General features: G+C 69.9%; 19 protein-coding genes. 9 read left to right on the plus strand and 10 right to left on the minus strand.

From position 1 onward, the window contains the following. Positions 1–134: 134 nt before the first annotated feature. On the minus strand, positions 135–2,195 hold the full coding sequence (locus HEP85_RS31465) for a restriction endonuclease (RefSeq protein ID WP_211118263.1): 2,061 nt from the start codon (positions 2,193–2,195) through the stop codon (positions 135–137). Between the two features lie 562 nt (positions 2,196–2,757). Between HEP85_RS31465 and HEP85_RS31470 the strand changes: the two genes are divergently transcribed. The 3 genes from HEP85_RS31470 (at position 2,758) to HEP85_RS31480 (ending at position 6,598) form a co-directional block, all read left to right on the plus strand. After that, positions 2,758–3,657 (plus strand): phosphotransferase family protein, encoded by a 900-nt coding sequence (locus HEP85_RS31470; protein ID WP_168530902.1) that lies wholly within the window; start codon positions 2,758–2,760, stop codon positions 3,655–3,657. Positions 3,658–3,805: 148 nt separating this feature from the next. Then, entirely contained in the window at positions 3,806–4,090 is a 285-nt protein-coding gene (locus HEP85_RS31475; protein ID WP_168530903.1) for a hypothetical protein, read from the plus strand. Between the two features lie 492 nt (positions 4,091–4,582). After that, a complete protein-coding gene (locus tag HEP85_RS31480) occupies positions 4,583–6,598 on the plus strand; it encodes a DUF1996 domain-containing protein (protein WP_369657922.1) in 2,016 nt (671 codons plus the stop codon). 144 nt (positions 6,599–6,742) lie between these two features. Here the strand turns inward: HEP85_RS31480 and HEP85_RS31485 are convergent, their stop codons facing one another. Next, positions 6,743–7,234 (minus strand): NUDIX hydrolase, encoded by a 492-nt coding sequence (locus HEP85_RS31485; protein WP_168530904.1) that lies wholly within the window; start codon positions 7,232–7,234, stop codon positions 6,743–6,745. Positions 7,235–7,469: 235 nt separating this feature from the next. Next, complete coding sequence (locus tag HEP85_RS31490; RefSeq protein ID WP_168530905.1) at positions 7,470–8,555, minus strand: ADP-ribosylglycohydrolase family protein; 1,086 nt, start codon at positions 8,553–8,555, stop codon at positions 7,470–7,472. Positions 8,556–8,754: 199 nt separating this feature from the next. Here HEP85_RS31490 and HEP85_RS31495 point away from each other — a divergent pair, with 199 nt between their 5' ends. Next, positions 8,755–9,873, plus strand: a complete 1,119-nt coding sequence (locus HEP85_RS31495) for a glycerate kinase (RefSeq protein WP_168534199.1) — start codon at positions 8,755–8,757, stop codon at positions 9,871–9,873. 445 nt (positions 9,874–10,318) lie between these two features. Here the strand turns inward: HEP85_RS31495 and HEP85_RS31500 are convergent, their stop codons facing one another. After that, positions 10,319–11,533: a CdaR family transcriptional regulator gene (locus HEP85_RS31500; RefSeq protein ID WP_168530906.1), complete on the minus strand. Its 1,215-nt coding sequence runs from the start codon at positions 11,531–11,533 to the stop codon at positions 10,319–10,321. A gap of 215 nt (positions 11,534–11,748) precedes the next feature. Between HEP85_RS31500 and HEP85_RS31505 the strand changes: the two genes are divergently transcribed. The 5 genes from HEP85_RS31505 to HEP85_RS31525 all read left to right on the plus strand — a co-directional run bounded on the left by HEP85_RS31505 (position 11,749) and on the right by HEP85_RS31525 (position 16,696). After that, positions 11,749–12,555, plus strand: a complete 807-nt coding sequence (locus HEP85_RS31505; protein ID WP_168530907.1) for an ABC transporter ATP-binding protein — start codon at positions 11,749–11,751, stop codon at positions 12,553–12,555. Between the two features lie 86 nt (positions 12,556–12,641). Further along, on the plus strand, positions 12,642–13,412 hold the full coding sequence (locus HEP85_RS31510) for an ABC transporter ATP-binding protein (RefSeq protein WP_329295144.1): 771 nt from the start codon (positions 12,642–12,644) through the stop codon (positions 13,410–13,412). Continuing rightward, positions 13,409–14,299 (plus strand): branched-chain amino acid ABC transporter permease, encoded by an 891-nt coding sequence (locus tag HEP85_RS31515; RefSeq protein WP_168530908.1) that lies wholly within the window; start codon positions 13,409–13,411, stop codon positions 14,297–14,299. The genes HEP85_RS31510 and HEP85_RS31515 overlap by 4 nt, the downstream gene beginning before the upstream one ends. Before the next feature lie 55 nt (positions 14,300–14,354). After that, complete coding sequence (locus tag HEP85_RS31520; RefSeq protein ID WP_248002536.1) at positions 14,355–15,413, plus strand: branched-chain amino acid ABC transporter permease; 1,059 nt, start codon at positions 14,355–14,357, stop codon at positions 15,411–15,413. Then, positions 15,410–16,696 carry an ABC transporter substrate-binding protein gene (locus tag HEP85_RS31525; RefSeq protein WP_248002139.1) on the plus strand — a complete coding sequence of 429 codons (1,287 nt, stop codon included), beginning with the start codon at positions 15,410–15,412 and terminating at the stop codon, positions 16,694–16,696. Before HEP85_RS31520 ends, HEP85_RS31525 begins: the two co-directional genes overlap by 4 nt. 69 nt (positions 16,697–16,765) lie before the next feature. On the opposite strand, the gene pssA is transcribed toward HEP85_RS31525, so the two are convergent. The 6 genes from pssA to HEP85_RS31555 form a co-directional block, all read right to left on the minus strand. Beyond that, positions 16,766–17,584, minus strand: a complete 819-nt coding sequence (pssA, locus tag HEP85_RS31530; protein WP_168534203.1) for a CDP-diacylglycerol--serine O-phosphatidyltransferase — start codon at positions 17,582–17,584, stop codon at positions 16,766–16,768. 22 nt (positions 17,585–17,606) lie between these two features. Further along, complete coding sequence (locus HEP85_RS31535; RefSeq protein WP_168530910.1) at positions 17,607–18,263, minus strand: phosphatidylserine decarboxylase; 657 nt, start codon at positions 18,261–18,263, stop codon at positions 17,607–17,609. Between the two features lie 180 nt (positions 18,264–18,443). After that, entirely contained in the window at positions 18,444–19,649 is a 1,206-nt protein-coding gene (locus HEP85_RS31540) for an acyl-CoA dehydrogenase family protein (RefSeq protein WP_168530911.1), read from the minus strand. A 2-nt stretch (positions 19,650–19,651) separates the two neighbouring features. Then, entirely contained in the window at positions 19,652–20,179 is a 528-nt protein-coding gene (locus tag HEP85_RS31545) for a MaoC family dehydratase (protein WP_168530912.1), read from the minus strand. A 5-nt stretch (positions 20,180–20,184) separates the two neighbouring features. Beyond that, on the minus strand, positions 20,185–21,150 hold the full coding sequence (locus tag HEP85_RS31550; protein WP_168530913.1) for a CoA ester lyase: 966 nt from the start codon (positions 21,148–21,150) through the stop codon (positions 20,185–20,187). After that, positions 21,147–23,180, minus strand: a complete 2,034-nt coding sequence (locus HEP85_RS31555) for a protein meaA (RefSeq protein WP_168530914.1) — start codon at positions 23,178–23,180, stop codon at positions 21,147–21,149. The genes HEP85_RS31550 and HEP85_RS31555 overlap by 4 nt, the downstream gene beginning before the upstream one ends. Between the last annotated feature and the right edge of the window lie 2 nt (positions 23,181–23,182).

Consider the following 23,182-nt stretch of genomic DNA (forward strand, 5'->3'; position numbering starts at 1 on the left):
CCCGAAGCGGCGGCGCTGACGCCTGACTCCCATTCTCGCGGGGCCCGACGGGACCGCATGACGTGGATCATCATGCGGCGTTCACAGACCTAAGACACAGCAAGCTGCCGCACACGAAGTTCCTCTGGTCCACCTCAGTCCACCTGGATGCCGAAATCCTGCACGAGTTCCTCCAGGCCACCGGTGTAGCCCTTGCCGCCCAGGACGAAGTCCCAATCCCCGCTCGGCCTTCGACGGAAGGAGCCGAGCACCAAGGCGGTTTCGTGGGGTCGGCCGTCGGAAACCTCAAGTTGTCCCAGCTCAGTCAGCCGCGGGTCGAGCAGACGGATGCGGGCGTCCGTGAATGCGGAGAGGTCGGCGTCCGGGTCGACCTCTGGGTCGATCGCGGCCACAAGGACGAACCGGTCGGCCTCATCCGGCAAGCCGTCGAACGAGACGCAGATCGCGGCCTTGTCAGGCGCAGTGGGGGCCAGAGCCCTCACGGAACCGTCGGCTGTCCGTGGGTTGTTGAAGAAAACGAAGTGATCGTCGCTGAGAACTCGGTTGCCACGGCAGACCAGAGCGCAGACATCCAATGCCACGCTACCGGTCCACGACATGCCCAGGACGTTGTAGTCGTGCGGCAATCGCGTGTCGGGGGTCGTTGGCGTCGGCGCCGCCGCGGCTTGACGGCCGCCCTCACCCAGGCGCCCACGCAGCCCATGACGATGCAGCAGATCAACAAGCTCAGGGCCCGAGATCAGCTCCAGCGGCTTGCCGTTGGCGAAGGTGTGCGAGCCAGGGCCGAACCCCGACGTCGTCACGAGGACACCCTTGTTGGCGCCGGCGTCCTGCACCGTTCCGAACAAGTCACGTACGGCAGTGGGCGGCACCGTGTTGCGGTAGCGCTTCACCTGAACGACGATCTTTCCGCCTCGGATCGGTGTCGGATCCAGCGCGTCGACGTCCACACCGCCATCGTTGGAGCGCTGGGTAGTGACCGCCTGCATCCCCATGGCCCGGAAGAGATCGGCAACGAGATTCTCGAAGGCGATCGGATCCATGTCGTACAGGTCAGGTTCCTCATCGCTGCCATGCGCGACAACACGGTTCCCGACATCCTGCGGCCGACGACTCGGCCGTACCGGAGAGAGTTGGTCGGGGCGGGCCGAGAGCTGTCCGCGGAGTGCGTCGGCCAGACAGCTGCTCGCGTCCACCTGCGCCAGGTGCAGGCCACGGAACGTCGAGACCGAGGCCATCACGGTCGCCAGCTGGATCTGGCCGGGCCGGCCCGTCGTAGGGTCATGGCCATCCACGAACCCGTTCAACGTCACCGACTCGAGCGCGCCCAGCTCATCCGCGGCGAAGAGCTCGTGCAGAACGAGAAGCATGCACTGCGCGAGCACCTCCCGGTACAGGGCGCGACGTTGGCCCACTGGGCGCGCGGTCTCCTTGTCCTGGTCGGTCCCGGACACGTACCGAACGGACTTGACGTCAGGGACGATGCCGTAGGCGGGCAACTCCCAGTCCAGCACCAGCTGTCGAGCTGTCGCGTCATAGGCTGCCGTCACCTGACGTGGAAATCCCTCCGGCCATGCCTCCGAGGCGTAGAGAGCGGCAGAGAAGTACTCCATGACCGAGTCAGGATCACGACGTCTCACTCCATCGGTCACCTGGACGATGCCGGCGTTGTGCCGCCTCACCTCGGCCAGCTGCGCATCGGCCCACTGCTGGTGCTCCCGCTGGTACGACGCCAGCTGTTGTCGCCGCTGGGCCTCCGCCGCCTGGGCCGCGTGCCAATCCCGCTCGAAGCGAGCCCGTGCTTCAGCCTGTGCCTGGGCCCGGCGGTTGGACGTCCACCCGCTCTGCGTTTGGTAATGGCTGAAGTCAGGCATGGCCACCGGCTGCGCCAACGGTCCAGGAGCGAAGGGCTGGACCTCTTCACGCCTCATGAGAGAGGAGACTCTGAAGGCCGGAGCCTGACAACCCGAGGAGAGAAGGCCCTGAAGCGAAGCGACTCGTGCGTCCAGCTCTTCCGTGCGACGTAGCGCTTCCGCCTGCCTGTACTCGCGGTGGCCCTGGGCGGCCCGCCGCTGGTAGGCGCGTGCTTGCTGAGCTTCTTGTCTCCGCCGTCTGGTTTCTGCTTCCATCTGGCGTTGCTGCTGCCGTTGCATCTCTGCCCAGACGCCGACGAAGCCAGTTGAGCGACGACTCATGTGCTGCAGGCCCTCCCCGATGCGCTCCGGCTGTCCCCACAACCAGGTGTGACGAGACGACTGTATCCAGCAATGGCCGTCCGGCATATCCGCCTGCCAAAGGCAACCGGATCCCGTCATCCCCGCAGGTCAAAGCAAGTTGAGGGTGAGCCCGGGTGCGTCCGGCCGCAGTATCCGGACTGTCGCAGTCTGGGGCTTGACCTCCTATGCGCCTGAGGTGTCTCGGGAGGGATCTACTCCGTCACGCCGCTGTACGCGTTGACGATCTCCTCCAAGCCGCCCATGAAGTCCTCTGGCGGCGTGGCGGGCGCGGGCGAGGTGGTGGCGGCGGGTCAGAGCGTCGGGGTGGTGCTCGGTGCCCAGGACGCGCTCGGTATCAAACTGCGCCACGCTCTCAAAAGGTCTGTCAACACTGCTTCACGTGGATCACCAAGTCGTTTTCAAAAGCCCCTTTTCCGTGGCTGAAGGGAGGCCATCCGTGCCTCTGCGGGCGTGGCATGCGGCCGCGTGACCGGCCGATGACCACCGTCGGCCTCATGCGATCGATTGGTAACGTCGGGGAATGACCAGTCGCAGCCGTGACCGCGTCGCAGACGTCCGCGGCGTCGTGAGTGCGCACATGCCCGACTGTCGGATCGAGTCCGTCGTGGCGCTTGGCGAGGGCCTGGACAACCTGGTGTACGAAGTCAACGGTGAGCTGATCGTGCGCTTCAGCAAGGAGCCCGACCTGGCACGGCGGAGCGCCCTGGTGGACCACGAGGCCCGCGTGCTCGCCGCCGTCGCCGACATCTCGCCGCTGCCCGTCCCCGAACCGGCGTTCACGGTCGCGGAGCAGGGATGTCTGGCGTACCACAAGCTCCCCGGCGCGCCACTGTTGGACATGTCGCCGCACCAGCGATCGGCCCACGGCACGTCGATCGCGGCCACGCTCGGCGAGCTGCTCACCGCGCTGCATGCCGTTCCGGTCGATCGGCTGGGCGATCTGGTGGAAGTGGACCACCAGCCGCTGGCCGAGTGGCGACACGAGGCCACGCGGAACTATGTGACGGTAGCCGGGCAGGTACCGGCGGCCCACCGCCGACCCGTCGAGGCGTTCTTGGAGGCCGCACCGCCGCACGATGGACGCACCCCGACGTTCTCCCACAACGATCTGGGGATCGAACACGTTCTCGTCGACCCGGCCACATGGACGGTGACCGGCATCATCGACTGGAGCGACGCAGCCGTCGTCGACCCGGCCTACGACTTCGGGCTGCTCCACCGCGATCTCGGCCCCGCTGCTACCCGCGCCGCCATCAGCGGCTATCGAACCGACGCCGACGACCTCGCGGCCCTCAGCGAGCGCGCCGTGTTCTATGCCAGGTGCAGTGTCTTCGAGGACCTGGCGCACGGCATCGAGACGGAACAGGACAAGTACGTCGACAAGAGCCTTACCGCGATGGAATGGCTGTTTCCGCACTAGGCGTTCTGTCCGGGCCGGCGGCCGCCGTTCGGATCATCCGAGGCGGCCCTTCAGGTGATTGCCAGACGCCTCGTGAGCCGGGCAGCCGTCGCGGGGGTACGACGTCTCAGCAGAGGGACGAACCCAGAACGCCGTGAGGAGCTTGGCGATGTACGCAGCAGTCCGGCGGTACGAAGGGGTGACCGACTCGACCGAGGTCGCACGCCTCGTGAGCGAGGGGTTCGTGCCGCTCATGCGCCAGGTCTCCGGCTTCGTGGCCTACTACTGGATCGATGCCGGGGACGGAGTCATGGTCTCGACCAGCGTCTTCCAGAACCAGGCCGGTGCCGACGAATCGAACGCGAGGGCTGTGGACTTCGTGCGCGACACCCTTGCGTCACTGCTCCCCAACCCGCCTCGGATCACGGCCGGCGAGGTGGTGGCTTCCGCGTGACAGCGTTCGGGTCAGCCGCATGAGAGGGCTCGCAAGGCCGTACCGGCCCGCAGTGCCGACATGGTCGTCCGTCGCAGCGTTGGTCCCGTGGACTCAGGTGTCGGCGGTGGCCCAAGAATGCCGCCGTGTTGATGACATTGCCGAACGTTCTCTCGGTCCACCGCACGCATGTCGAGCTGCTCTGCGTTGCCTTCGTCGACCTGGGACTTCGCCCAGCCGCGGCCGGAGCCGCTAGGGTGCGCCGGAGCGAGGGTCGCGGGGCCGCGAGGCCGTGATCCGTCGGTCAACGCGTATGAGGCCGCTGTGAATTCCTGAGGCACTTGAACGCACCCGGGCCCCTCTACGTATGGCATGGGGGATTTCCATGCCGGGCCTGTTACGAGGCGTAGGAGTACACACGTGAGACGGAACACGCGCAGACGCCCCACAGGGGCACGGCGTGCGACATTTGCCGCAGCCGCGCTGATATTGGGCGGAGGTGGGCTGGTAGCGGTGAACGTCTACGCGTCAGCCACCGAGAGCTGGGGCGGTGCGTCCGGGCAGCAGAACGAGACCAAGGCGGCGGGAGCCGCCACGATCGACTGTCCGGACGTGGGCAGCAAGCTCACGGAGGTGCCGGAGGCTGCGAAGGCGGAGGTCGACAAGCAACTCGCCCTCCTCGACCAGCAGATCTCCGAGGCGTACGCACGCCTCGCCTCGGCGGAGCAGGCCCAGAAGCAGGACCCGAGCTTCGTGCAGAACGCGGTCCTCGGCCCGCTGAAGGAGAAGCGGGGCGCGGTCATCGACCGCATCAAGATAGGTTTCAAGAACGCGGGTGCCGAGGCCCCGGGCATGCTCGACGGCGCCGCCACCTGCACCGCGGTTCCCGCCACCCCGGTCCAGGGCGACACGGGTGACCAGAACGGCGACGGGCAGCAGCAGGGCGACAACGGCGGCGGCCAGCAGCAGAACAACAACGGCCAGCAGAACAACGGCCAGCAGGGCGGCGGCGCGGCGCCCGTCAGCGGGCCTGTCGCCGCGGACTTCGTGGACATCACGACGGTCCAGCCGAACGTGCAGCAGAAGCCGGGCAACGGCGGCGGCGCCTCGACGGGTACGTTCACGAGCACGTGCGGGGTGAACGCCAACAAGAAGTTCAACACCGACAACGTGATCGTCGCCCCCGGTGTCGCCAACGGCGCCCACCACCTGCACGACTACGTCGGCAACCAGTCGAACGACGCGTTCGCCAGCAACGACGACCTCGCGGCCGGCGAGACCACGTGCAAGAACCAGGGTGACAAGTCCACCTACTACTGGCCGGTGCTCCGCGTACAGGACGGCACGCAGGAGTTCGACGCCGACCGCAACGGCGGTGGTCTGGAAGGCAACATCGGCAAGGTCCTTCAGGCCAAGCAGGCGCAGATCGAGTTCGTGGGCTCTCCGCAGAGCAAGGTCGTCGAGATGCCGACCTTCCTGCGCATCATCACCGGCGACGCGAAGGCGTTCGTCAACGGCCCCGCGAACGCCAACGCGCACTGGAGCTGCACCGGGTTCGAGGACAAGGTCCAGCTGACGGACAAGTACCCGATCTGCCCCCAAGGCAGCAGCGTGATACGGAAGTTCGCCTTCCAGAGCTGCTGGGACGGGCAGAACATCGACAGCGCCAACCACCGTACGCACGTGGCCTTCGCCGACGCGAACGGCAACTGCGCGGGCGGCTTCAAGGCCATTCCCCAGCTGACGATGCGGCTGGTCTACGACGTTCCGCGGCCGACCCTCGAGAACGGCCAGGTGAAGAACCCGTACGCCGTGGACGGGTTCCCCGAGCAGCTGCACAAGGCCATCACCGACCACGACGACTTCATCAACGTCTTCGACGCGAAGCTGATGCGGGAGATGGTGGACTGCATCAACACCGGCAAGCAGTGCGTCGACGGTGCCGGTAACGGTGGCGGTGACAACGGCAACGCCAATGGTGGTGCCGGTGGCAACGGCGGTGACAACGGCAACGCCAACGGTGGCGCCGGTGGCAACGGCGGGAACGCGGGCAACGGCGGGAACGCGGGCAACGGCGGTAACGCCGGCGGTGGTTCCGACGAGCCGACGAAGGAAGCTCCGACCCCGAGTGCCGACCCCACCTCCGGTGGAGACGCCGGGGCCGACCCCGGTACCCCCGCGGCGACGCAGCGGCCCAAGCCCCCGGCCACCACGCGCGGTGCCGAACCGGAGGGCGGAGACCAGGGCGGCGTCGTACCCAAGGCGGACACGACGACCCCGGCCGCGGGGAACGACGTACCCGCTGGGACCCAGGACGGCGCGGCCGACACCGGGCAGACGCCGGCCACGAGCGGGGACGCCCCGTCCGCGCAGGTGTCGTCGCAGGCCCAGGCACAGACCGAACCGCAGACGGTCGCGAGCGGCGACCTGGCCGAGACCGGCACGAACCTGTGGCCGGCCGCGGGCGGTGGCGTGCTCGTGATCGCCGGCCTGGTGCTCCTGCGCCGGATCAGGCGCAGCGCCGTGTGACGTCGCCCCCAGGGTGACCGACGAGACGACGCCCGTACCCGCGACCCAGCGGGTACGGGCGTCGTCGCCATCCTGGACATTCGCCTGGGGCGTGTCGCGAAAGTCCCGCCTGCCTCGCGACGCCCACCTCACAGGGCAGTACACCTAGCCCACCCGGTGACCGTTCTCGAGCTCCGCCGTTCCCGAGCCCTCGGACAGGACGTCGAGGGCGACCAGCACCCGGCGGCCGAGTGAGCCCGGCAGGTGATCGGAGATTTCCTCGCGCGGCACCAGCCGCCACGACAGCAACTCCTCCTCCTGCAGCCGGATCGCCTTGAGCTGCCGCTCGTCGAGGACTCCACCGTCGTACAGATAGGCGACCAGTGGGGGTCGCCCGGCCCCGTGCACCCAGTCGACCGCGAGCAGCCGGCCCGGGTCGATGTCGAGGCCGATCTCCTCCGCGGTCTCGCGGCGGGCACCCTGTCGCGGGGTCTCCCCGTCGTCCGACTCGACGGTGCCGCCCGGAAGGGCCCAGCCCTCACGGTAGTTGGGCTCGACGAGCAGGATCCGTCCGTCGGCGCCGCGGAAGAGTACGGCGGCACCGGCGAGGACGCGGGGAAGCCCCGCGATGTACGTGGCGAAGTCCGGGGTGGTCATCCACGAAGCGTAACGAGCCCGCGCGGCCGTCCCCCGGACGCACCGGCCCCTTCGGACGCGCCGACCGGTCCGGGACGCCCTGACCGCTCCGGCCGCGGGGGCCGCCGCCTCCCACCGTGGCGTCAGCGGATGGCGGAGGCCCGGGAGACACGCGGGGGACGGCGCCGACGCCCGCGCGCCGATCCGGGACGGCGCGCGGGCTCCACTCAGGCTCGGCTCCGGCTCCGGCTCCGGCTCAGGATTCGGTTCCTGCCTCCGCGAGCGTGACCGTGCGCGCGGCCAGTTCACTGATCCGTACGCCGTCGAAGCCGAAGACCGCGCTGCGTACCGTGTCCTCCAAGGGGTCCTTCCACTGCGCGGGAACGGCCTCGGCGCCGCACAGGACCCCGGCGACCGAGCCCGCCGTCGCCCCGTTCGAGTCGGTGTCCAGGCCGCCGCGGACGGTCAGCGTGATGGTGCGGGTGAAGTCGCCGTCGCCGTACAGGAGCCCGGCCGTGAGGACGGCGGCGTTCGGGATCGTATGGATCCAGCCGAGCCCCGCGGTCTCCTCGGACACCGTGCTCAGCGTGTCCTCCCAGGTCATCCGGGTCTCGTGGAGCGTGAGCACCCTGCGCACGGTGCGGGCGAGGCGGCTGCCGGCGGGGATGACGGTCAGTGCCGTGTCGAGCGCCTGCCGCACGGTGGGCGCGGTGAAGGCTGCGGAGACCAGCGCCGCCGCCCACATGGCGCCGTACACGCCGTTGCCGGTGTGGGACAGCACGGCGTCCCTGCGGGCCAGGGAGGCCGCGCGGCGCGGCACCCCCGGACAGGTCCACCCGTAGATGTCGGCGCGGATCAGGGCGCCGATCCACTCCTGGTACGGGTTGTCGTAGGTGGCGCTGAGGGGCGGCTTGATGCCGGCCGCGAGGTTGCGGTACGCCGCCCGTTCCGCGGTGAAGGTCTGCAGATAGGGCAGGCGCAGCAGCCACAGGTCGCCGACCTGCTCGGTGCTGAAGCCGAAGCCGTGTGTCTCCAGCAGGTCGAGGCCGAGGATCGCGTAGTCGACGTCGTCGTCCCGGCAACTGCCATGGATACGGCCTCGTACGCACTGCCGCCACTCGGGCCGCAGCGCGAACTCGTCGCCCTCGCCGTCGTCGCTGTCGGCGGGCCCGGGAAGGTAGTCGGTGAGCGGCAGGGCGGCGGCCCGTCGCAGATAGCGGTCGATGCGGTCCCGCGTCCAGTGGTCGCCCTGCTCGACCGGCTTGCCGAGCATGTTGCCCGCGATCCGGCCCAGCCAGCCCCCGAGGACGCGGTCCGCGAGCTCAGTGCCCACAGGGGTCATGGTTCCGGTCTACCCGATTCCGGCCGCCGCCGTGCGGTGTTCCGCGGGCCGGTCGGAGCATGACGGCGGGGTCGTCCTCCGGTTAAGGTCGCAGCGGCGCGACTGCCTCGACGTGTGCGAGGCCGGAAAGCAAGGGGAATGCAAGGTGGCGGACTCTGCCGAGAAGACGACACGCGCGGGTGACCGGCGTGATCCGCGGGTGCTGATCGCCGCGGACAAGTTCAAGGGCTCGCTGACCGCCGTCGAGGTCGCGGAGCGGGTGACGGCCGGGCTGCGCCGGGTGGCGCCGGCCGCCGTGGTCGAGTCGCTGCCGGTGGCCGACGGCGGCGACGGCACCGTCGACGCGGCGGTCGCGGCCGGGTTCGAGCGCCGGGAGGTACGGGTCGCCGGGCCCCTGGGGGACGAGGTCACGGCCGCCTTCGCGCTGCGGGGCGACACCGCGGTCGTCGAGATGGCGGAGGCCAGCGGGCTGCAGCGGCTGCCCGCCGGGACCTTCGCGCCGCTCACCGCGTCGACGTACGGCTCCGGGGAACTGCTGCGCGCCGCACTGGACGCGGGGGCGCGCACGATCGTGTTCGGTGTCGGCGGCAGTGCCACGACGGACGGTGGCGCGGGGATGCTGTCCGCGCTGGGGGCGCGCTTCCTCGACGCTGACGGCGAGCGGGTGTCACCCGGTGGTGCGGCGCTCGGCGACGTGGTGACCGCGGACCTGTCCGGCCTGGACGCCCGGCTCTCCTCGGTCGATCTCGTCCTCGCCAGCGACGTGGACAACCCCCTGACGGGTCCCAAGGGCGCCCCGGCCGTGTACGGCCCCCAGAAGGGCGCGAGCCCCGACGACGTGGTGGTCCTGGACACCGCGCTCACCCACTTCACCGCCGTCCTGGAGAAGGCGATCGGTTCGCGGGCCGCCGAGTACGCGGCCGCGCCCGGTGCCGGAGCGGCGGGCGGCATCGGGTACGGAGCGCTCGTCGTGGGCGCGCGTTTCCGTCCCGGCATCGAGGTCATGCTCGACGTCCTCGGCTTCGCCCCGGCTCTCGACCGGGCCGACCTCGTCATCACCGGTGAGGGCTCGCTCGACGAGCAGACCCTGCACGGGAAGGCCCCGGCGGGCGTCGCGACGGCCGCGCGTGCGGCGGGCAAGGAGGTCGTCGCGGTCTGCGGACGGCTCGCGCTTCCCCCGGAGGCGCTCGGGCGGGCCGGCATCCGGCGGGCGTACCCGCTCACCGACGTCGAGCCCGACATCGCGAAGTGCATCGCGGACGCGGGTCCGATCCTGGAGCGTGTCGCGGAGGACATCGGACGCGACTTCCTCATCTGAGCCGTCAGGAGTCCGCCGGCGGAGGCGGGGAGCCTTCCCGGCTCACGCCACGGACCTCAGGGGCCGAGCCGAGCCGGTGGGCCCCGTGACGGACCTCAGGGGCCGAGCCGGTGGTCCCCGTGACGGAGTCACCGGCCCGCCCCCGCCGAGGCGACAGGGTCCCGCGGACGAGTCGGCCGGATCTCCTCCGGTGACATCACGGGGTGTCCTCGCCGACCGACCGCACCCCGGCAGGTCCCGCGGGCTTCGTCACGGCGCGGGGTCCCGCCGCGACGGGCGGAGGCGAGGGACGCCCTGCGCAGGCGGGGAAGGATGCCCGCCCCCGCGCCCCGGGAAGCCATCCCCGTCCCACACCCGTGCGGTCGACACACGGCGGCCCAGGTGATTCGGCCGCCCGTCGACCTCGGCCGCCGCCTGCAGTACGTACCCCCTGCCGCACGCCCCCTCACCCCACAGCAGTCCCGCCTCCCGACAACCGGTACGCGTCCAGGGCCAGCGTCATCTCGATCAGGTCCCGGGGCCGGGCCAGGGAGCGTGACGTGAGTTGTTCCAGACGTCGCAGCCGGTTGAAGACCGTGTTGCGGTGGCAGTACAGACGACCCGCGGCCCGCCCGGCGGAGCCCTCGCACAGCAGCCACACGTCGAGGGTCTCCAGCAGCACCGCCCGGTCGGCCGGCTCCAGCTCCAGCAGCGCTCCGAACACGTCGGCCACCAGCCGCCCGGCCAGCTCCGGCTGGCTCACCACCAGCGCGGTCGGCATCCGCTGGTCGAGGCGTACGACCTCCGTCGAGTCCGGCGTACAGGTGCGCAACGCCAGCTCGGCCAGCCGCCGCGCGCGCCCCAGTTCACCGAGGCCCGCCACCACCGGACTGATACCGCCCGGCCCCGAGCACCGGCCGTGGAGCAGCCGCACCACGCGGTCCAGGTCCCGGTCGGCGCCCAGCGCCACCACGCCGACCTCGCAGTCCGCCCGCATCCGCCAGATGAAGCGCAGCCCCCCGCTCTGCACCGGCCGGGGGACCGCCTCCCGTAAGTCCCGGCGCTCCGGGCGCAGGACCACCACGGCGTACGGTGCCTGTTCGGGCAGGTCGAGCCCCGCCGCGGCCCGCGCCGCGAGTCCGGGTGCCTCCTGCCCCTCCAGCAACGCGTCGAGCAGTGCCTGCAACTGTTCGTCCGTGCGCCGCCGCAGCTCGCGCTCGGTGGTCCGGTACGCCTCCGACGCGGCGACCGTCTGGGCGTCCACGGCCGACCACACCATCGTCGCCGAACGCATCAGCACCGCCAGCCGCTCCGGCTCCCGGCCCACCGGGCCCTCCATGAGCGCGTCCCACACGAGATAGCCCGCGGCGCGGTAGGCGTGCACGAGCAGTTCCAGCGGCAGCCCCTGCAGGGCCCGCCGGCGCCCCGCCTGTTCGGCGTGCTCCAGATCGCGGCGCGGCGAGGCCCGTGGCGCCGAGATCGTCTCGATCCCGATGCGCATGGCCGTCTCCGCCTCCCGCCACTGCTGGTCCTGCGGCAGCACCTGCGCGTAGACGGGCGAGTACTCGGCGAGCTGTCGCAGGTGCTGGTCGACGAGCTCGGGCAGTCGTTCCAGCAGAGCCCCGCAGGACTCCGCAAGCAGCTTCCAGTCATGACCGGTCCGCGGTCTGCGCCCTCCCATGGCCGGAGGATGCCATCCCCGCACCGCCTCGCACAGGCCCCTGACACGCAGCGTTGTGCGCGCGCACAACGGGCGGCCACGACCTCTGGGCACCCGCCGCGATTCGCCCGCCCCCCGTGGACGGACGCTCCCCGCCGGTGCTGAGGTGAGCGCCACACCGAGCAAGGACAAGCACCGAGCAAGGACAAGCACCGAGCAAGGACAAGGGAGGTGCCATGGGCGGTTCCGCTCTGCTCGTACGGAACCTGTCGGTCGGATACGGACCCGTGCGCGCGCTGCGCCAGGTGTCGCTGGACGTTCCGGAAGGTGCCGTGGTCACGGTCCTGGGCGGCAACGGCGCGGGCAAGTCGACGCTGCTGCGTGCCGTGTGCCGGACCCTCTCCTTCCACAGTGGGGCGGTGACCGGAGGGTCCGTCAGCCTGGGCGGCCGCCCACTCGACCGGCTGCCGCCGGACCGGGTGGTCGCCGCTGGGGTGTCCCAAGTACCGGAGGGCAGGCGGGTGTTCGCCCGGATGACGGTCGCCGACAACCTGCGGGCCGGAGCGCTCGGCGCCACCGGTGGCCGGGCCGACCGGGCCCGGGCGCTGCGCCGCGTGCACGACCTGTTCCCCGTGCTGGCCGAGCGCGCCCAGCAGCGCGCCGGACTGCTGTCCGGCGGCGAGCAGCAGATGCTCGCGGTCGGACGGGCGCTCATGGGCGCCCCCAAGGTGCTCCTCCTCGACGAGCCCTCGCTCGGACTCGCCCCGCTGATGGCCGCCCGGATCGCCGACACCGTACGGGAGATCAACGCGCAGGGCACCTCCGTCCTCCTCGTCGAGCAGAACGCCGCCCTCGCCCTCCGGCTCGCCACCCACGCCTATGTCCTGGAGGTCGGCGAGGTGACCCTCTCGGGCCCCGCCGCCGAGCTGGCCGCCTCCGACGAGGTGCGCCGCCGCTACCTCGGTGTGGTGGACGAGGACGCCGCGGCCGACGCGTCACGAGCGCGCGGCGCGCTGCCGGCCCTGCCGCGCTGGAAGGGGTGAGCGCCCTCGTGGAGAGACCCGAGACCGTGCCGACCGCCCCCGAGACGCCCGGACTTACCGGAGACTCCGCCGTCCCCCCGCTCCACATACGGGAGTTGACGGTCCGGTTCGCCGGGCTGACCGCCCTGGACGCGGTGAGCCTCACGGTGCGCCCCGGCACCGTGCACGCCCTCATCGGGCCCAACGGCGCCGGAAAGTCCACCTGTTTCAACGTCCTGTCCGGTGTCTACCGGCCGGCGTCGGGAAGCGTCCGCTTCGGCGAGCACGAACTGACCGGCCTGCCACCGCACCGCATCGCGGCCCTCGGTGTCGCGCGGATCTTCCAGAACCTCGCCCTGCCGCCCCGCGTCACGGTCGAGGACAGCCTGCTGCTCGGCCGGCACCGGCTGACCCGTACCGGATTCCTCGCCGCGGGGCTGCGGTTGCCCGCCGCCGCCCGCGAGGAGCGCCGGCACCGTGAACGCGTCCGTGAGATCGCCGCGTTCGTCGGTCTGGAGCGGCAGCTCGGCCGGCCGGCCGGCTCGCTCCCGTACGGGCAGCAGAAGCTCGCCGAACTCGCCCGCGCCCTGTGCATGGAGCCACGGCTCCTGCTGCTGGACGAACCCGTCGCGGGCATGACCGCCGACGAGCGGCGCCGTACCGCCGAGGTCGTCGCGGGTGTCCGCGACAGCCTCGGCATCTCGATCGTGCTGGTGGAACACGACATGGGGGTGGTGATGCGGCTCGCGGACGCGGTGACCGTACTCGACTTCGGACGCCGGATCGCCGACGGCGCCCCAGCCGACGTACAGAACGACCCCGCGGTCGTCCGCGCCTATCTGGGCGAACGCCCCGACGCAGAGGAGACCGACCGATGAGCACGTTCGCCGAGCTCCTCCTCAACGGAGTCTCACTGGGCTCCGTCTACGCCCTGATCGCCCTCGGCTTCGTCGTGATCTTCCGGGCCACCGAGGTCGTGAACTTCGCCCATGCCTCGCTGCTCCTCGCGGGCGGCTACATCACCGCGTCCCTGCACGACGACATCGGCTTCTGGCCCGCGCTGCTCGTCGGTATCGCGGGCGCCGCCCTGGTCGGTGCCGCCGTGGAGTTCCTGGTGATGCGCCGCTACCGAGGCTCCGACCACAGTGTCCTCGCCATCGTCACCATCGGCGTCGACATCCTGCTCACCACCGAGCTGACCCGCCGTATCGGCACGAACGTCCTGAGCCCCGGCGATCCGTGGGGAGACGCCGTGCTCACCATCGGGCCGGTCTCCCTCGCGCACACCCGGATCGCCGCGTTCGCCGCCGCGGCCCTGCTCATCACGGTCTTCCTGCTCGCCTTCCGCTACACGTCCTGGGGTGTGGCGATGCGCGCGGCGGCCGAGAGCCCCGAGACCGCGGCACTCATGGGCGTGCGGCTGGGCCGGGTGTCGCTCGGGGCCTGGGCGGTCGCCGGGGGACTGGCCGCCGTCGCGGCGCTGTTCCTCACCGTCTTCCCGACGCCCGGCCTGGAACGCGCCACCTCCCTCGCCGCGCTCAAGGCGTTCCCCGCGGCGATCCTCGGCGGCCTCGACTCGACGACGGGCGCGCTCGTGGGCGGCCTGCTCGTCGGCATCACCGAGTCCCTCGCCACCGGCTACCAGAGCGACCTCAGCTTCCTCGGGCGCGGTCTCGGAGACCTCGCGCCCTACGTGGTGATGGTCGCGATCCTGCTCATCCGGCCCGCCGGGCTGTTCGGCACGAAGGAGCTCGCCCGTGTCTGAGGTCCTCGCCCGCGAAGAGACGGCCGGTGAGCCGCGGCCCACGCGCCGCCGCGTCCTGCGGCTGCCGCACGGCCGCGTGTACGTCCGGGCCGGATGCGCCGTCCTGCTGCTCGGCCTGCCCTTCTACCTCGAACGCTTCTGGCTCCAGGCGGGCCTGTTCGCGATGGCCGCGGCGATCGGCGCGATCGGCATCAACCTGCTGACCGGCGCGACCGGACAGCTCTCCATGGGCCACGCCTTCTTCCTCGCGGTCGGCGCGTACGGCTACTGCGTGTTCGCCGCCGACGGGAGCGACGGGCTCACCGGTCTGGGACTGCCGACCTGGCTCGCCGCCGTGCTCGCCGTCGGTGTCTCCGGAGTCGCGGGGGGCCTCTTCAGCCCCATCGCCGGCCGGCTGCGCGGGGCCTACCTCGGCATCGCCACCCTCGCCCTGATCTTCATCGGCCAGCACGTGCTGTTCAACGCGCGCGATCTCACCGGGGGCTTCAACGGCCGCGACGTACCGCCGCTGAGCCTGTTCGGTCTCACCTTCGACGACCGCGAGACGGTGATCGCCGACGTACCCTTCGGCTCCGCGGAGAAGCTCTGGTACGTGGGACTCCTGCTGCTCCTCGCGGGGGCGCTCTTCGCCCGCGGGGTGCTGCGCGGCCGTCCCGGCCGGGCCCTGAACGCGATCCGCGACCACCGGATCGCGGCCGGCGTGATCGGAGTCCCCGTCGCCCGGTTCCGCGCCGGGGTCTTCATCCTGTCCTCGATGTACGCCGGCCTGGCCGGGGTGCTGCTCGCGCTGATCTTCCAGCGCACGGTGCCCGACTACTTCGGGATCACGCTCTCGCTCGACTATCTCGCCATGATCGTCATCGGCGGCCTCGGTTCGGTCGCCGGTGCGGTGGTCGGGGCGGCCTTCGTCTCCCTGCTGCCCCAGCTGCTGACCCACTACAGCGATGCCCTGCCCCTGGTCTCGGACCCGGGCACCGGCGGCATCGCACCGGGCGAGGCGGCCCGGTACCTGTACGGCGCCGCCGTCGTGGCGGCGGTGCTCTTCCTGCCCGGCGGCCTGGTCAGCGTGGCCGCCCGGCGTCGCGGCAGGCCCAACCCAGGGGAGGAAAGATGACCATGCGCATGGTACGGAGGCCGGGGGCACCCGCGGCGAAGGCGGTCGCGGGCGCGCTCGCGGTGCTGCTCGTGCTGGCCGGGTGCAGTTCCAAGGCCAAGGACGGCAAGGAGAGCGACAAGGAGGCGGCGGGTGGAGTCAAGACCGGCGCGGGTGTCTCCGGAAAGACCATCGAACTCGGGGTGCTCACCGACATGACGGGGGTCTACGCGACCCTCGGCAAGAGTGTCACGCAGGCCCAGCAGCTCTACGTGAAGCAGACCAACGCCGACGGCGGTGTGTGCGGCTACCAACTGGCTCTCACCGTCCGCGACCACGGCTACGACCCGCAGAAGGCGGTCGCCGGGTACACCGATCTGGAGCCGAAGGTACTCGGGTTCACGCAGTTCATCGGCTCGCCGTTCGTGGCCGCAGTCAAGCAGCGCGTGGACGGCCGGGACAAGGGCCTGGTGCTGCCCCAGGCATGGTCGGCCAGCCTGCTCGGCAGCCCGTACATCCGGGTCATCGGGTCCACGTACGACATCGAGACGATCAACGCCCTCGACTTCCTGATGAAGGAGAAGGGCCTGAAGAAGGGCGACAAGGTCGGCCATGTGTACTTCGAGGGCGACTACGGCGAGAACGCCCTGGCCGGTTCGAAGTACATGGCGAAGCAGTCCGGGCTCACCATCGTCGAGCAGAAGATCAAACCGACCGACAACGACATGACCGCCCAGGTCGCCGCCCTGAAGCAGGCCGGCGTCAAGGCGATCGTGGTCAGCGCGGGCCCGCGCCAGGCGGCCTCGCTCGTCGGTGTGGCGGCGGCGGGCAAGTTCGACGTGCCCGTCATCGGCAACAACTCGGCCTTCGCGCCGCAGCTGCTCGCCACCCAGGCGGGCCCCGCCCTGATGAAGAACTACTACGTCGCCTCGCCCTCGCTGCCCATCGGCGCGGACACCCCACAGGCCAAGAAGCTCGTCGAGGACTACAAGGCGGCCTATCCGAAGGACTCGCTGGACAACGGTGTGGTGGCCGGCTGGACCGCCGCTCTCGCCTTCGGTGAGGCCCTCAAGAAGGCCTGTGCCGGCAAGGACCTCACCCGGGAGGGCGTGGACAAGGCGCTGCTGACGATCAACGCCTTCGACCCGGGGTTCGGCGTCACCCAGGACTTCACCGACCCGAAGGCCCCGTCCTCGAAGGAGAGCGTCATCCTGCAACCGGACAAGAACGCCGTGGGCGGGATGAAGGTCGTCCGGCAGGCCGCCGCCTCGGCCGTGGCCGAGGGCTACACACCGGGCGGCTGACCGCGCCCGCCTACGCCGAAGGGCCCCGAACCGGATGGTTCGGGGCCCTTCGGCGTCGTACGGAGGGGGCTACGGCAGCTGTGCCGCGCGCGCCTCACGTCGGTTGTCGCGGAAGTTGTTCACCCTCCGGGCAGTGGCGAAGAGGGGAATCACCGCGCCGAGGACCAGCTGGAGCGCACACCCGGTCTGGAGGAGCAGCTGCCCGCCCGGAGCGTCGAAGGCCCAGGCCGCCAGCATGCCCATGCTCAGGACGATCCAGGAGAGCATCGCCACCGCGAGACGTCCCCGCGGCTTCGGATACTCGACCCGGCTCACCATGAGCCACGCGGTCCCGATGATCGCCATGAGCGTGGCGACGAAGGGAAGCTCCAGCAGCACGATCGAGACCACCGTCAGCGCGCCGAACGGCGACGGCATGCCCTGGAACGTGCCGTCCTTGACCGTCACGCAGGAGAAGCGCGCCAGCCGCAGCACGACCGCCAGCAGCACCACGATCGCGCCGACCGCGGCCACTCTCTGGTGCGCGTCGTCCGCGACCATGCCGTAGACCAGCACGAAGTAGGCCGGAGCGAGGCCGAAGCTGATCAGGTCCGACAGGTTGTCGAGTTCCGCGCCCATGGGGGAGGAGCGCAGTTTTCTCGCCACCAGGCCGTCGAACAGGTCGAAGACCGCGGCGCAGAGCATCAGGATGACGGCCGTGGCGGCGCTGTGCCGCGCCATGCCCGACTCCTGGCTGCCGGTGAGGTGCGGGATCAGGATGCCGGTGGTGGTGAAGTACACCGCCATGAAGCCGCACGTGGCGTTGCCGAGGGTGAGGGTGTCCGCTATCGAGAGGCGAAGAGAGAGGGGCATTTCCTCCTCGTCGTCCACCTCGTCGGCCTCCGGCACCCAGCCGGCCTGAGTCTCAGGATCAATCACGGTCAATTCGAGTCACCCCAGCCACGGTCTTCTGACCGACTTCCACATCGACCTCGACACCCTCGGGGAGGTAGATGTCGACGCGCGAGCCGAAACGGATCAGGCCGATCCGGTCGCCCTGCTCGACCTTCGTGCCCCGGGGGACATAAGGAACGATACGGCGGGCGACGGCGCCGGCGATCTGGATCATCTCGATGTCGCCGAGCTCGGTGTCGAAGTGCCAGACGACGCGCTCGTTGTTCTCGCTCTCCTTGTTGAACGCGGGAACGAACCCACCCGGGATGTGCTCGACCGAGGTCACCGTGCCGGAGAGCGGCGCACGGTTGACATGGACGTTGAGCGGACTCATGAAGATCGCGACGCGGGTACGCCCGTCCTTCCACGGCATGATGCTCTGCACCACACCGTCGGCGGGCGAGATGACGCGGCCCTGGGCGATCTCACGCTCCGGGTCGCGGAAGAACCACAGCATGCCCGCCGCGAGCGCGGTGGCGGGTACGGCCACGGCCTTCGCGGCGCCGGAGCGGCGCGAGCGGGCCAGGCTGAGTGCTGCGGTGGCGACGGTCGGGAGAAGCCACGGCGATGCTCCGCGCGCAAGGCGTACGCCGACCAGGCTGTCGCGAGGTGCAGAGGTTTGGCTGTGGGGCATGGATGACCTTCGTAGCGGATGATGCCGCGCTGGAACGGGGGACGGCGGCTTTCCCGGGATCGTACCGGTCGTGGGCCACAACTGGGCAAGCCAGGAAGCCGAGTCGGCGGCCGAAGAGTGTTGACGGGGTGTGATCTTCTTCTCGAAGAAAACACCCCGAACCAGGACATCCAACCCCGGCTAGCCCTGGAGTCGATACTCTTCGAGCAGTCGGCGCCCGATGATCATTTTCTGGATTTCGGCGGTACCTTCACCGATCAGCAGCATCGGTGCCTCACGGTAGAGACGCTCGATCTCGTACTCCTTGGAGAAGCCGTAGCCGCCGTGGATCCGGAAGGCGTCCTCGACGACTTCTTTGCAGTATTCGGACGCGAGGTACTTCGCCATCCCCGCTTCGAGGTCGTTTCGTTCCCCGGAGTCCTTTTTGCGTGCCGCGTTCACCATCATCGCATGGGCGGCCTCGACCTTGGTGGCCATCTCGGCCAGCTTGAACTGGATGGCCTGATGCTGCGCGATCGGCTTGCCGAAAGTGTGACGCTGCTGGGCATACGAGACACCGAGCTCGAAGGCACGCTGAGCGACACCGCAGCCACGGGCCGCCACGTTCACGCGGCCGACCTCCACTCCGTCCATCATTTGGTAAAACCCTCGGCCGGTGGCGCCGCCGAGCACCCGATTGGCCGGAACGCGCAATCCGTCCATGATGAGCTCGGTGGTGTCGACACCCTTGTAGCCCATCTTGTCGATCTTCCCGGGGATCGTGAGACCGGGGCGGACCTCGCCGAAGCCGGGCTCCTTCTCGACCAGGAAGGTCGTCATCGACTTGTGCGGCGCCGTGCCCTCGGGGTGACCCTCGTCGCTGCGCACGAGCACGGCCACCAGGGTCGACGAGCCGCCGTTCGTCAGCCACATCTTCTGACCGTTCAGGACGTACTCGTCGCCGTCCCGGACCGCCTTGGACGAGATCGCCGACACGTCCGAGCCGAGCGCCGGCTCCGACATCGAGAACGCGCCACGCACCTCGCCCAGCGCCATCCGGGGCAGGAAGTGTTCCTTCTGCTCCTGGGTGCCGTGCTGCTTGATCATGTACGCCACGATGAAGTGCGTGTTGATGATGCCGGACACCGACATCCAGCCACGGGCGATCTCCTCGACGCAGAGCGCGTACGTGAGGAGCGACTCGCCCAGACCCCCGTACTCCTCGGGGATCATCAGGCCGAACAGGCCCAGTTCCTTCAGGCCGTCGACGATCTGCTGGGGGTACTCGTCGCGGTGCTCCAGCTCGGTGGCGACCGGGATGATCTCCTTGTCCACGAAGTCGCGGACCGTGGAGAGGATCTCCTGCTGGACGTCGGTCAGACCGGCGGTCTGGGCGAGTCGCGCCATGGCTACTTCTCCGTCTTCTTCTCCGCGGGTGCGGTCGGCTCCGGGCGGCCGGGCTGCTCGCCGCCGCGCTCCTTGATGTACGTCTCGGTGGGGACCATCACCTTGCGGCGGAACACGCAGACCAGCGTGCCGTCCTGCTTGTAGCCCCTGGTCTCGACATGGACGATCCCGCGGTCGTTCTTGCTCCGGGAGGGCGTCTTGTCGAGGACGGTCGTCTCGCCGTAGAGGGTGTCGCCGTGGAAGGTCGGCGCCACGTGCTTGAGCGACTCGATCTCCAGGTTCGCGATCGCCTTCCCGGACACGTCGGGGACCGACATGCCGAGCAGCAGCGAGTAGATGTAGTTGCCCACGACGACGTTCCGGCCGAAGTCGGTCGTCCTCTCCGCATAGTTCGTGTCCATGTGGAGGGGGTGGTGGTTCATGGTCAGAAGACAGAAGAGGTGGTCGTCGTACTCGGTGACCGTCTTGCCGGGCCAGTGCTTGTAGACCGCGCCGACCTCGAACTCTTCGTACGTGCGTCCGAACTGCATGGTGCTCAGGCCTCCGGAGCTTCGAACTTGCTGGTGCGGCGCATGCCGGCCGCCCGGCCCTTGCCGGAGATCACCAGTGCCATCTTGCGGCTGGCCTCGTCGATCATCTCGTCACCGAGCATCGCGGAGCCCTTCTTGCCGCCCGCCTCGGACGTGTAGTACTCGTATGCGTCGAGAATCAGCTCGGCGTGGTCGAAGTCCTCCTGCGAGGGCGAGAAGATCTCGTTGGCCGCGGCGACCTGGTCCGGGTGCAGCACCCACTTGCCGTCGAAACCGAGGGCGGCGGCGCGCCCGGCGACCTCGCGGTAGCCCTCCTGGTTGCGGATCTGCAGGTAGGGGCCGTCGATCGCCTGGAGGTCGTGCGTCCGCGCGGCCATCAGGATGCGCATCAGGATGTAGTGGTACGCGTCCGCCGGGTACCCCGGGGGCTGCTCGCCGACGACGAGCGACTTCATGTTGATCGACGCCATGAAGTCGGCCGGGCCGAAGATGATGGTCTCCACGCGCGGCGAGGCGGCGGCGATCTCGTCGACGTTCACCAGGCCCTTCGCGTTCTCGATCTGCGCCTCGATGCCGATCTTCCCGACCTCGAAGCCCATCGTCTTCTCGATCTGGGTCAGCAGGAGGTCGAGGGCCACCACCTGCTGGGCGTCCTGGACCTTCGGCAGCATGATGCAGTCGAGGTTCTGGCCCGCGCCCTCGACCACCGTGACGACATCGCGGTAGGTCCAGTGCGTCGTCCAGTCGTTCACCCGTACGACCCGCGCCTTGCCGGTCCAGTCGCCCTCGTTGAGGAACTTCACGATGGTGTGCCGCGCGTCGGGCTTGGCCAGCGGGGCGCAGGCGTCCTCCAGGTCCAGGAAGACCTGGTCCGCGGGGAGGCCCTGGGCCTTCTCCAGGAAGCGCGGGTTCGAGCCGGGCACCGCCAGGCAGGATCGCCGGGGACGAAGGCGGTTGACGGGCGTGGTCATGCGGGGACCTCCAGGGGGTCGAGCTTGTTCGCTTTCCGGATCTCGTCGACGATACGGCCGATGATTCCCGTGATGTCGAAGTCCTTCGGGGTGAACACCGCGGCCACTCCGGCGGCGCGCAGCTGTTCGGCGTCGGCGTTCGGGATGATCCCGCCGGCGATCACCGGGATGTCGGCCGCGCCGGCCTCGCGCAGCCGTTCCAGCACGTCCGGCACCAGTTGGGCGTGCGAGCCGGACAGGATGGACAGGCCGACGGCGTGCACGTCCTCGGCGATCGAGGCGTCCACGATCTGCTCGGGCGTCAGCCTGATGCCCTGGTAGACCACCTCGAACCCGGCGTCGCGGGCCCGTACGGCGATCTGCTCGGCGCCGTTGGAGTGCCCGTCCAGACCCGGCTTGCCCACCAGGAACCGGAGCTTGCCCACACCGAGGTCGCGGGCGGTCTCCTCGACCCGGTGGCGCACCAGTGCCATCGCGGTGCCCTCCTCGGCGGTGACCGCGACGGGCGCCGAGGAGACGCCGGTGGGTGCGCGGAACTCGCCGAAGACCTCGCGCAGGGCCTCGGACCACTCGCCGGTCGTGACCCCGGCGCGGGCGCACTCCAGGGTGGCCTCCATGAGGTTGTCGGTGCCCTTGGCCGCCTCCTTCAGCCGCTCCAGCGCCTTGCAGGGGCGCGGGTGGTTGAACGGCGGCTGGTAGCGGGTGTCACGCCACTGCTGGAGCGCGGCGACGACACGGGCCTCGACGGCAGGGTCGACCGTCTGGATCGCCGCGTCCAGATCGGCGGTCAGCGGGTTGGGCTCCGTCGACTCGTAGATGTTGACGCCGACGATCTTCTCGGCGCCGCCCTCGATCCGGGCCCGGCGCTCGGCGTGCGAGGAGACGAGCTGCGACTTGAGATAGCCGGACTCGACGGCGGCCATCGCTCCGCCCATCTCGTCGATCCGGTCCATCTCGGTGAGCGACTCCTCCACCAGGGAGGCCACCTTGGCCTCGATGACGTGCGAGCCCTCGAAGATGTCCTCGTACTCCAGCAGGTCGCTCTCGTGGGCCAGTACCTGCTGGATGCGCAGCGACCACTGCTGGTCCCAGGGCCGGGGCAGGCCCAGCGCCTCGTTCCAGGCGGGAAGCTGCACGGCACGCGCGCGTGCGTCCTTCGAGAGTGTCACGGCCAGCATCTCCAGCACGATCCGCTGGACGTTGTTCTCCGGCTGGGCCTCGGTCAGACCGAGGGAGTTGACCTGGACGCCGTAGCGGAAGCGGCGCTGCTTGGGGTCCTGGATGCCGTACCGCTCGCGCGTGACCTCGTCCCAGATGCGGTTGAACGCCCGCATCTTGCACATCTCCTCGATGAACCGGACTCCCGCGTTCACGAAGAAGGAGATACGGGCGACGACGTCACCGAACTTCTCCGCGGGCACCTGCCCCGAGTCGCGGACGGCGTCGAGCACCGCGATGGCCGTCGACATCGCGTACGCGATCTCCTGGACCGGCGTGGCACCGGCCTCCTGGAGGTGGTACGAGCAGATGTTGATCGGGTTCCACTTGGGGATGTGGGAGACCGTGTAGGCGATCATGTCCGTCGTCAGACGGAGTGAGGGCACCGGCGGGAAGACGTGGGTCCCCCGCGAGAGGTACTCCTTCACGATGTCGTTCTGTGTCGTCCCCTGGAGCGTGGTGATGTCCACACCCTGCTCCTCGGCGACGACCTGATAGAGCGCCAGCAGCCACATGGCGGTGGCGTTGATGGTCATCGAGGTGTTCATCTGGTCCAGGGGGATGTCCTGGAACAGCCGGCGCATGTCACCGAGGTGCGAGACCGGAACCCCGACCCGGCCGACCTCGCCGCGGGCGAGGATGTGGTCGGGGTCGTAGCCGGTCTGCGTCGGCAGGTCGAACGCGACCGACAGGCCGGTCTGGCCCTTGGCGAGGTTGCGCCGGTACAACTCGTTGGACGCCTCGGCCGTGGAGTGACCGGCGTACGTGCGCATGAGCCACGGCCGGTCCTTCTGACGCTGACGCTCTGTCATCT

The organism is Streptomyces sp. RPA4-2 (assembly GCF_012273515.2).
In the GTDB taxonomy this organism is placed as follows: Bacteria; Actinomycetota; Actinomycetes; order Streptomycetales; family Streptomycetaceae; genus Streptomyces; species Streptomyces kaempferi.

Coding starts and splice junctions, on each gene's coding strand:
- HEP85_RS31465 (WP_211118263.1), bottom strand. CDS start 2,195: ATGAGTCGTCGCTCAACTGGCTTCGTCGGCGTCTGGGCAGAGATGCAA.
- HEP85_RS31470 (WP_168530902.1), top strand. CDS start 2,758: ATGACCAGTCGCAGCCGTGACCGCGTCGCAGACGTCCGCGGCGTCGTG.
- HEP85_RS31475 (WP_168530903.1), top strand. CDS start 3,806: ATGTACGCAGCAGTCCGGCGGTACGAAGGGGTGACCGACTCGACCGAG.
- HEP85_RS31485 (WP_168530904.1), bottom strand. CDS start 7,234: ATGACCACCCCGGACTTCGCCACGTACATCGCGGGGCTTCCCCGCGTC.
- HEP85_RS31490 (WP_168530905.1), bottom strand. CDS start 8,555: ATGACCCCTGTGGGCACTGAGCTCGCGGACCGCGTCCTCGGGGGCTGG.
- HEP85_RS31500 (WP_168530906.1), bottom strand. CDS start 11,533: ATGGGAGGGCGCAGACCGCGGACCGGTCATGACTGGAAGCTGCTTGCG.
- HEP85_RS31505 (WP_168530907.1), top strand. CDS start 11,749: ATGGGCGGTTCCGCTCTGCTCGTACGGAACCTGTCGGTCGGATACGGA.
- HEP85_RS31515 (WP_168530908.1), top strand. CDS start 13,409: ATGAGCACGTTCGCCGAGCTCCTCCTCAACGGAGTCTCACTGGGCTCC.
- HEP85_RS31525 (WP_248002139.1), top strand. CDS start 15,410: ATGACCATGCGCATGGTACGGAGGCCGGGGGCACCCGCGGCGAAGGCG.
- HEP85_RS31535 (WP_168530910.1), bottom strand. CDS start 18,263: ATGCCCCACAGCCAAACCTCTGCACCTCGCGACAGCCTGGTCGGCGTA.
- HEP85_RS31540 (WP_168530911.1), bottom strand. CDS start 19,649: ATGGCGCGACTCGCCCAGACCGCCGGTCTGACCGACGTCCAGCAGGAG.
- HEP85_RS31545 (WP_168530912.1), bottom strand. CDS start 20,179: ATGCAGTTCGGACGCACGTACGAAGAGTTCGAGGTCGGCGCGGTCTAC.
- HEP85_RS31550 (WP_168530913.1), bottom strand. CDS start 21,150: ATGACCACGCCCGTCAACCGCCTTCGTCCCCGGCGATCCTGCCTGGCG.
- HEP85_RS31555 (WP_168530914.1), bottom strand. CDS start 23,180: ATGACAGAGCGTCAGCGTCAGAAGGACCGGCCGTGGCTCATGCGCACG.